This is a genomic window from Phormidium pseudopriestleyi FRX01 (assembly GCF_017313335.1).
Lineage (GTDB): Bacteria > Cyanobacteriota > Cyanobacteriia > Cyanobacteriales > Laspinemataceae > Laspinema > Laspinema pseudopriestleyi.
Genome location: NZ_JAFLQW010000493.1, coordinates 1 through 7438 on the forward strand (window position 1 = coordinate 1; position 7438 = coordinate 7438).

Below are 7438 nucleotides of genomic sequence, written 5' to 3' on the forward strand. Positions count from 1 at the left end.
GGAAAATACGATAGGGCGCTACATTAACGACCCTCATCATGGTTGGACTACAGTGTAGGCGGTTAAAACCGCTCGTGTGGGCTTTCCACATAGCATCTTTAGAGCGCGAGGCTACCAGCCCTACCGTGTTTCTCTTGTGTGGCAACTCACAGAAACCTGGGATACCTGTTGACACACCCTTAGTAGATTGAGATTGAGAATTAAAGGCGGGATAGATTGTTTCCCACCTTGATCGTAACTCAAACTATCCCCGATGGAGGGATTTGGGTTCAAACGCTGGATTGAGAAGGCTCTGAGGTGGTTTCCTTTTAAGGAAAAGAAAAGATTGGTCTTGAAAAGTTTACGTTTCTTTATATTTCAGAAAAATTACGGAGTCGCCCGCGCGAGTTTTTTGGTCTTAACTTTACAGAAAAAATATAATAGCAACATCAAAACTTTACAAAAAAGGGGGGGACTGGGCCTCTGTGAATTGCCCTAGCTGTAGTTTAATGTCCGTTTATCTGCATCAAACCAGTGATTTAGAGTCTTTACGATTTTTTTTAATCCGGGTAAAATAAGAAATAAAAAAGGGATTGTTTAGGAATTTTCTTGAGAACTATCTTGGGGTTAAATCGGCTCACCTTAAATAAAAAAGAGGATGGCTATATAGCGACACTAAATCATGGTGACAATGGCTCGGACGCCTAATAGTCTTGTTCGCACATCTTTCGCCTGGGTTCAGGCGATCGCATCTGGCTCGCTTTCTCTATAAGCAAACGAAGCAAACGGCACGCAAGACTGGCGATATAAACAATTCCCACCTATGCTGTGGAAATTTTGTCAAACCTTTTGTCAGTTAGATTTCGCATGAGACTCTCCAGTCAATAGAACTGACGTAAATTTTGATTGAGTTTTAGCCCTAAATATAGCGATTCTTGCAGGAATTGGACCCTTCTGCTGATGGAGTGGGAGCATCTTGCTCCCTATTGCTGCGGTAAGGGAGTAAGATGCTCCTACTTCTGAATTCTCTTGTCAGACTGCTGCAAGAGGGGCTATATCAGAGGAATTTGGGAGGAGTTGATTTGGGTCAAGACTGTGATTAGAAGGTGACAGGATGGGATACAAGAGAACGAATGAGGAATCATGCTGATAGATACTAAAAAAAAGTGGGTCTCTATCAAGAGGCCAACTGGGAGGGGGATGCGATCGCCCATCTGAATCAACAGGGAGAGGGTGGGATTAGGATAGGGGAGATTCGGGAGATGGGGGAGATTCGAGGGATGGGGGAGATGGGGGAGATGGGGGAGATGGGGGAGATGGGGGAGATGAAAGGGATGGGGGAGATGAAGGGGAGTGGTTTTCCTCTTTGACTCTGCGGATGGGGAGATTAGCAATTAAGGCTGTGGCACGCTGGTTGTTTTCCAGGGAAATATCTAACCCTTCGAGGTCGAGTTCGACGTAGCGAGAGACCACTTGGAGTATTTCTTTCCGCATCGCCTCGACGGTATCCGGGTCGAGGTCAGCGCGATCGTGAGCCAGCACCAGTTTCAGGCGACGCTTGACCTCCTCACGACTATTTTCGTCGCCAGTTCGAGGGAAAAGTCTTTCGATAAGTTCGCTAATCATGGTGCTTGGGGTGTGGTAGAGCCTTACATTATCTTACCCGAAAATACGTTTCCGCAGACGACTAAAAAAGTTCTCTTGAGGAACGCGCATATCCAGAAAATCAACCTTTTCACCTTCTAAGCGGCGAGCAATGTTGTCAAAGGCAACTCCAGCTACGGAGGGCTGATCAGCTAATACTAACGGTTCGCCGCGATTGGTGGACACAATCACTCGTTCATCGTCGGGAATGACACCGAGGAGGGTCACGGCGAGAATTTCCTGAACGTCCTCGACGGACATCATATCATTAGCTTCGACCATTGCGGGTTTGATGCGGTTGACAATCAGGTTAATTTTCTTGACTCCATTGGCTTCGAGCAAGCCTACAACCCGGTCGGCATCTCGAACGGCGGCGATTTCGGGGGTGGTGACGATGATGGCTTCGGTGGCGGCGGCGATCGCATTTTGAAAGCCCATCTCAATCCCAGCCGGAGAGTCGATGACAATGTAGTCATACTTACCGACTAATTGACCGATAATTTGCTTCATCTGATCGGAGGTGACCACATCTTTCATGCGGTTTTGGGCTGCCGGTAACAATGATAGGTTTGGCTGCCGCTTATCTTTGACTAATGCCTGCTCTAACCGACATTGACCGGAGAGGACTTCGACGGCAGTGTAGACGATCCGGTTTTCCAATCCCAGAAGCAAGTCTAAATTTCGCAGACCGAAATCGGCATCCACGACAGCAACGTTGCGGCCCCGTTTTGCTAGAGCCATACCTAGATTCGCTGTGGTGGTGGTTTTGCCCACTCCGCCTTTACCCGATGTGATGACTATAATGCGACTCATGTAATGACGACGACTCTACAAGTAACTGCTAGTGGATCGGTTGGTGTGTCTGACTCTCCCGGATCTAAAGAAGAGAGGCAAAGCGACGGACCTGATGAAGGCTTTGACGATCTAATGAGCCGATTTAATTTAGCACGATCGCGCAACCCTTGGTTGAGTGGAATGCGATCGCTTTAGGATTTTAGTTCCAACTGGGCTTTAGAAAAATCAGCGGCTTTGGCAATTCGGATCCCTTCGGGCGAGACGTAGGCGACTTCGGGATAAAACTCTGGCAGGGGTTCGGGCGATCGCGCTACCCAGTCGGCGATCCGAATTTGGGTGGGTTCCATTTGTAATGCCATGACGATAGATTTCTCGTTGCCATTGGCACCGGCTTGAGCGAGTCCGCGCAGGCGTCCCCAAACGAGAATATCTCCATCGGCAATGATGGATCCGCCGGGATTGACATCGCCGACGAGGACGACGTTACCCGGATGACGAATTTCGACGCCCGATCGCAAGGTGGTTTCGAGATACAGGGGGTCGGCGAGGGCTTTTGCGGTGGCGACGGGGTTGGGATTAAAGGGGGTAACGGTGGTGCGTTGTTCGACGGAGTATCCGGCGGTGACTGCGGCAACGGCGGTTTGACGGCGAGAGGTTTCGATGCGTTCTAGTTTCAGTTTGGATTCGGCTAGTGCTTCGGCGATCGCCTGTAGTTGTCTGCCATCTAATAAGCGGTCCTGGGCGATTAACTGTACGGAGGTGTCTGGTTGCCAAAAGCGATCGCCTGCATTCAGCCGATGCCGAATCTGTTGCAAAATTTCGGTCCAAGTCGCATGGGTTGTGGTATTGGCGTCGGCACTGCTATTTTCGTTGGGCAATAGGAGTAAAAGGGTGCCGTCTTCTTTGGTTTTAAACCGAACTTGTGCATTGGGGGCGATCGCCTTGAACCCAGAAATCGCTTCGGGTTCAGTTTCGTTCGGTTCTACCTGTTCGGAAACGGTGGACTCGGCAGGGATATCTGTGGACTCGGCAGGTTCAGACAGGGTGGACTTGTCCGAGTTGGCGGAAAGATCCCCCGGTTCGGAAACGGTTGATTCGGTTGATTCGATAGAAGAGAGTGACGTATCAGAACTCATGCCAAATATTGCCTATTGCCATCCCGTTGATGGGATTGTACTTTCGATCCGCATGGATTTTAACATATTTGACGGGACTTGAGCGGCCTGGGATTGTTGGGTTGGGTTTGGGTTGTGGGGTGGCTTCCCCTTGGGGCGATCGCCACTGATTGGGGTCACCATCAGGAATGGGTCCTCTGGCAGCCCCTGGGGTGCAAGTGCTAAATCAATCCAGCAGACTGCATGATCTGTACCAAGGAATCAAGATTGACCACAATATCTTCATAGAGGGGATGATTGTAATATCGTCTCGGGATTGATAGGGGAGTTTTATAGTCGTCCAAGCTTTCTCCGATTAAATAAGAATAGTCTAACCCGATAATATTGCTAACGACCCAGTAGTTCACTGACACCATATCTGGGGAGAAAATTTCTATCAGTTGAGTTTCTGGATTGCAAAAGAGCGTATTGGTTAATCCGGCACCATGAGGGGCGATAATGGCTTTAGCATTGGCAAATAAGGCGACTTGTTCGAGAAAGGAGAGGGATTCTAGGACAATGGGAACGAAACCGTAGGGAGATAACCGGGCGATCGTCTCGTCTTCATTAAGGATGCGGCGATAACTGGCATGGCGACGACTGATATAGATGCGATCGGGGGTTTGCAGTCCCTGGGCTGTGGCTTTATCTAAAAAGGATTCTCGCAGAAACTGACAAGTCCAGGGAGACATTAATCCTACGTCTCCGGGTAAGGACGGAACGACTAAGTTTGGGGTTTTGATATGCGGATTTTGAGAATTTACGATAATTTTGTGAGTCGGTATTCCCAGCAAATTCAAGGTTTCTTGCTGGAAGGGTAAATGACAGCTATTGACCACAAAAAAATTAATTTCTTCTAATTTAATTTCTGCCAACTTTAATAATTTTAACCGGGGCAATAAATCCGCCATCCAATGATAGTACGTGTTGCCTCCTCGGACTGATAAAAACGCCGTCGTTCCCGCTAAGGGAGTGGCTGGGGGTAATTTTTCGGAAATGGCCAGGGTTGAGACGCTGCCTTGACAGAGTTCGTCTATGAAACGACCATCGGAGGCGATCGCAGCAGTGGAGTAGGAATCCCCCCAAGCGCGTCCGGAAGGAATCCAGGTGACAAACGTTTCAGGATTGTGATAAACCTCCCACTTAAAATAAGAATGAAAGCTGCTATTATACGTCTTGGGTGGAAAGAGTTTAACTGAGCTTTTTAGATTAATTTCTCTAAATTTACCACTTCGGTAAGTGGTAAATTTAGAGGAAATAGCCGCATCAGAAATAGAGGGGATAAAGTCTGTCAGTAGCGAGTTGGGAATGAGATGAATCGCACAAGAAAAAGCCTCTTCCATGCGATTTTTACGAATTAAGGCTTGGTATAAATTCAGATAGACGGATTCAAAATAGGGTTGAATCCGCAAAGTTTCGAGATAGGCAATAATTGCCTCATCCAGCCGTTTTTGTTCTAGGAAGACATTGCCTAAGTTAAAATAGGCAGAATGTAAATTGGACTCCAAGGCTAGGGCTTTTTGGTATAAGGCGATCGCTTTGCTTGACTCCCCTTTTTTTCGCCACATTACCCCCAAGTTTAAGTAAGATTTTGTATGATTGGGGTTAATTTTTAAGGCTTGATTATAGCATACAATTGCCTCATCAATCTGGTTCTGTTCAGCGAATTCACTGCCTAAATCTAATAAAAAATCCGCACTGATTAAATCCGGTTGTAGTTCTAGGGCTTTCAGGTAGCATCGCAGAGAGGGTGACAGCTTGCCTTGCGATCGCCAAATATCTCCTAACCCTTGGTAACTGAGGGCAAAATCCGGCTGGAGTTTGATAATTTCCTGACAAAGTGACGTTGCCTGATGGGAATTCCCTTGCTGGAGATGCGTCTGAACTTGTTGATAGAGAGATGCAGCTTGTTGTCCTGATTGAGTGATAGAAATTGCCTGAATTCGATTCATAGGGATGAAAAATTAGCAAAAGCGAAAAAATTCATAGTATTAACCGCCGGGAATTTTAACCCCCGGCAGGGATGAGTCTGGGAACTCCAATCGTTAGCTTCCCTCTAAAAAGAGTGAGTGAGTCGCTGGTAAACCGTTACTAATCCATCAGCATCGCCCACATTACCCGGAAATAAAACTACGGGTAAATTTGGAAATAAAGGATGATTTTCTGGAGTCTGAACCATCGAACAACCGGCAATAATTTGACCGAGGAGACGGGCGCTGGTTAAGGCTAATCCGGTACTTAAAACATCATTGGAGGTAATCCCACCTTTGCTAATTAAAAAGCCGATATCTTTAGGCAATCCGCGCACGACATCCATTAACAAAGCAGAAACGGCTACGCCAAATTCTAACCGGGTTTGAACATTGGGAAAGGCGAGTTCTTGGCGACTGGTATAAACTACGGGAGTGTTTCCCGCCTGGTGCGCTTGCTGGACTTGTTCCAGAATGGTTTGTAATAATTTTTCCCGTTGTGGGGGTGAGTCTTCGAGTAAATGAGAGACATCAATTTCAATGCCGGTGACGGAGGTTTCTAAGAGTAACCGTTCTAATTGTTGGGTGGTTTTTTTGACGTGAGAACCAACAATAATTGCCCCGGGTTTGGCTTGTCGCACAAATTGACCCATGTCGGTAGATGAAACGGGTTGTGGTCCTAGATTTGCTAGGGAAGTCAGAAGACTGGCTGCACTCCGAAATAGGAAGCGTTTACCTTGACTCGCGGCGGCGATCGCCTCCGAAGCAAAGGTGTCCAAATCCGCTTGAATTTCTGCATCCACGGCACAACAACGGTTACCCGATAACTGCATTAACCGTTCTGGAAGGGAAGGATTTGTGCGAGTTTCAGATGAACGCAAATCAGGGAGTAAAAAGCAGTCCACTTCGGCAGCAGGAATTCGTCCCTTGGTTTTTTCTTCCACATAATCGGGAAGATAACTATATTGATAGCCGAAGACCGAATCTTTAGCAAATTCGGTTTCATGAACCGGAGTTTCTACGCCATCAATGATTAGATAATGGGTACTATTTTTGGTGATGCGTCCCCCTTCAAAGAAGGCGGGGACGAGGAAATGTGCATCAAAGGGACCGAGTTCTTCGGCGATCGCATCGGTTTCGATGGGATAATGTCCGCGTAGGGTGGAGTCGGAACGACTGACAACCAGGAAATCTGAGATATTTTCTGCCGCGAGTGCTTGTTTGAGGTTCTGGCAGACAAGGCGAGTGGTGGCATCGGCTTGATCTGGGGTCAGCGATCGAGTATTAGTGAGAACAAAGAAGATGGGGACTTCCTCGCGCAACCCCAGGCGCAAGGTTTCTACATCCCACTGAGTCAGCAACAGGCAACTGTGGACGGTTTGGGAACCCGTGGGATCGTCATCGAGAACGATAATTTTCGGTTGAGTGTTCATGGTTAATTTTGACGCGATTGTTCCCATTTTCTCATCTTCTGGGAACTGGCGATCGCGATTCAACCCTATCAGGATGCAATTTTTGCAGTAGAATCAACCCTTCGGTGCTATTATTCTGTCTTTGTAGGGGGAATCTGCTGACTAGATTATGGAGATTGGTTGTCCTGTCAATCTCTGGTAAACTCTTCTATTCCTAGTCACTCATCGTAAAAAAGCTGTAACAATACTATATTGTCACAGCTTACCTTTTCCCTCGTTGCTTCAGCAGGAACAAAACCGATCTTTGCTGCTGAATTTGGGGATGCCAGTCTATGTTATTCTCTTTTGAACCGTACCACGTCTAAAGCCGGGGGATTCCTGCCTACCCCAAAGGGCGACAGCGGGACATTCAAGTATCCCTCTAGACCATCAAAACAACTATCCCTAAAAGAAAAGAGATGATGCAATTTGGCTTACTTCTTTA

6 protein-coding genes are annotated in these 7438 nt (G+C 47.3%); all 6 read right to left on the reverse strand.

What is annotated here, in order from left to right:
* Nucleotides 1-1218 precede the first annotated feature (1218 nt).
* The 6 genes from minE to J0895_RS18850 all read right to left on the reverse strand — a co-directional run bounded on the left by minE (nucleotide 1219) and on the right by J0895_RS18850 (nucleotide 6975).
* Complete coding sequence (gene minE, locus J0895_RS18825; protein ID WP_207089542.1) at nucleotides 1219-1605, reverse strand: cell division topological specificity factor MinE; 387 nt, start codon at nucleotides 1603-1605, stop codon at nucleotides 1219-1221.
* 33 nt (nucleotides 1606-1638) lie between these two features.
* Nucleotides 1639-2436, reverse strand: coding sequence for a septum site-determining protein MinD (gene minD / locus J0895_RS18830; protein WP_207089543.1), 798 nt, complete (start codon nucleotides 2434-2436; stop codon nucleotides 1639-1641).
* A 173-nt stretch (nucleotides 2437-2609) separates the two neighbouring features.
* The gene (gene minC, locus J0895_RS18835) at nucleotides 2610-3554 is read right to left on the reverse strand and encodes a septum site-determining protein MinC (protein ID WP_207089544.1); all 945 of its coding nucleotides are present in this window, start codon (nucleotides 3552-3554) and stop codon (nucleotides 2610-2612) included.
* 12 nt (nucleotides 3555-3566) lie between these two features.
* On the reverse strand, nucleotides 3567-3716 hold the full coding sequence (locus J0895_RS18840) for a hypothetical protein (RefSeq protein WP_207089545.1): 150 nt from the start codon (nucleotides 3714-3716) through the stop codon (nucleotides 3567-3569).
* Nucleotides 3717-3754: 38 nt separating this feature from the next.
* Entirely contained in the window at nucleotides 3755-5524 is a 1770-nt protein-coding gene (locus tag J0895_RS18845) for a glycosyltransferase 61 family protein (RefSeq protein ID WP_207089546.1), read from the reverse strand.
* Nucleotides 5525-5628: 104 nt separating this feature from the next.
* Nucleotides 5629-6975: a four-carbon acid sugar kinase family protein gene (locus J0895_RS18850; RefSeq protein ID WP_207089547.1), complete on the reverse strand. Its 1347-nt coding sequence runs from the start codon at nucleotides 6973-6975 to the stop codon at nucleotides 5629-5631.
* Between the last annotated feature and the right edge of the window lie 463 nt (nucleotides 6976-7438).